This is a genomic window from Nocardia sp. 852002-20019_SCH5090214, assembly GCF_001665865.1.
GTDB lineage: Bacteria > Actinomycetota > Actinomycetes > Mycobacteriales > Mycobacteriaceae > Nocardia > Nocardia nova.
This window is the reverse complement of the sequence record NZ_LZMK01000056.1, coordinates 1-2,009: the sequence shown is the minus strand read 5'-3', so window position 1 is coordinate 2,009 and position 2,009 is coordinate 1. Positions and strand designations below refer to the sequence as shown.

The 2,009-nt window shown below is 69.2% G+C and carries 2 protein-coding genes and 1 pseudogene; all 3 read left to right on the top strand.

What is annotated here, in order from left to right; genetic code table 11:
• Positions 1-610 (top strand): annotated as a pseudogene (locus tag A5780_RS40680) (hypothetical protein); the annotation flags it as partial.
• An 84-nt stretch (positions 611-694) separates the two neighbouring features.
• Complete coding sequence (locus A5780_RS06475; protein ID WP_064908010.1) at positions 695-1,255, top strand: single-stranded DNA-binding protein; 561 nt, start codon at positions 695-697, stop codon at positions 1,253-1,255.
• A gap of 410 nt (positions 1,256-1,665) precedes the next feature.
• On the top strand, positions 1,666-2,009 hold a 344-nt coding region (locus A5780_RS06470; protein ID WP_156769388.1), incomplete at its 3' end, for a hypothetical protein.

Here is a 2,009-nt window from a genome sequence, read left to right as displayed (position 1 = left end):
GGACGGGCTCGCCTGGCGTGATCGCTGGATCCCGGCCTACTACCTGCCCGCCGACCAGCTCGACACCACCGGACTACAGCGGCCTGTTCACCAGGCCGCTGACCCGCAGGAGGCTCTGGCCGCGGCCGAACGCGCTGCGGCGGTGCGGGAAGAAGCACGGTTGGCGCGCCGCCGGGTGCGGGAGCTGAACAAGCGTGGTGTTGCGGCGGCTGAGCGGCGTGAGGAATTCCTGTCGAAGTATGTCCAGCGGAGCAAGCCGCCAACCCAGGCCGCGCATTTCGTGGCCGAGTACCTGGCGCGGAATCTGGCGCCGGGGGCGTTGCAGTTGGTGACCAAGCTGCTCGGGGTCGGCTGGTCGACCGAGGAACTGGTGAAGGTGATCGGTGCCGCGTCGACCAACCGGGCCTGGGTGCTCGCACTGGGCATGGTGCTGGCCAACCGGGAAGTCACCCTGGACAAAAGCCTGTGGCGAACACGATCGGAAACCACCGCCCGGTATCTGCACCTGCTCGCCGACATCGCCACTGCCGACGACGATTTCGCGTTGGTCGACGTCGAACAGGCCGCCGCCGGCGACATCGACTTCCACGACATCCCCATCGACAAATAGCCACACCCCGGCCCTGCCACATCCCGGCAGGGCCAGTCTCGTATTCCATCCAATCCCCGTTGCCGATGATTGAGGAGAACGCCCATGGCCGGTGACACGGTCCTGACCGTCACAGGAAACCTGACAGACTCGCCAGAGCTCAGATTCACTCCAGCCGGCGCGGCGGTGGCCAACTTCACCGTCGCTTCCACACCGCGGTATTTCGACCGCACCGCCGGGGAGTGGAAAGACGGCGATCCGTTGTTCCTGCGCTGCAACCTGTGGCGACAGGCAGCGGAGAACCTCGCCGAATCGGCCCTCTCACGGGGAGCGCGTGTCATCGTCACGGGAAGACTCAAGCAGCGCTCGTTCACCACCCGAGAGGGCGACAAACGCACCGTCGTCGAACTCGACGTCGACGAGATCGGCCCGTCGTTGCGCTACGCCACCGCGAAGGTCACCCGAATCTCTGCCGGCACATCCGGCGGGCCGCGCACCGACCGCGCCGTGACCGCGCACCGCGACGGGTTCGGCGGCGCCGCCGTGGACACCAGCACAGGATTCGGTCAGCCTGCGACTTCCCCGTCCCGTGGTGAGGATCCGTGGCGGGAGCCGGTGATGGCTGGGGCCGCCGCAGGTTTCGGAGACGACGCGCCTCCATTCTGAGCTCATCACCTCGCTCCGCCCTGCTCGTGCCGACTCACCCCGTCCGGAACCCTCTCTCGGTTCCGGCGGGGTGAGTTGCGTTGCGGGCGGGCGACTGGCCGGTCGCGGCGACCAGCCGTCCGAGGGCTACCGGGGCGGGCGGCGCCGCGCGCGACGGCCCGCGCCCGGCGCGCACGAATTCCCCGGCGCGCCGACCCTAATCTCCATCACCGGTTTCGGTGGCGTGCGCGGGAATTCGTGCGCGCACGCCCCGGCGCGTTCCGCCCCTGCCCCGCGTGTCGCCTCCCGCCCCGGTGCTTGCGCCCTCGGCTGGTCGCCACGACCGGCCCGACACCCGCGTGTTCGATCGGGGCCGTGACGGTCCCGGCGGGTGCTCGCACATCCCCTCTTCGACGACAGGACGAACTCTCGTGACCGAAACCAGCACCTTCCTCGATGCCATCGCCCACCTCGACTACAGCATCACCAGCGACCGCCGCGCCGCCCGCCGCACCTTCACCACCGCACTCACCCACACCACCCCCGGTGAGCGCGAGGTGCTCGACGCCATGGTCGACACCTTCACCCTCTACCCGTTCCGCACCGCGCTGCTGCGCCTCGAAGCCGCGTTCCGCTACCACGAACCGAAACGCGAGTTGCTGGCGCGGTTGCTGCCCGACACCGACCCCGGCCTCTACGTGCGCGAGCGGGAGGAGCGGATCGTGATCCTGGAACAGCGTGCCCGGACAGACGGCAGCAGCGTCGACGAGGAAGC

Bases quoted from the DNA above. Each gene is read 5' to 3' on its own strand.
- A5780_RS06475 (WP_064908010.1), top strand. From the start codon at position 695: ATGGCCGGTGACACGGTCCTGACCGTCACAGGAAACCTGACAGACTCG.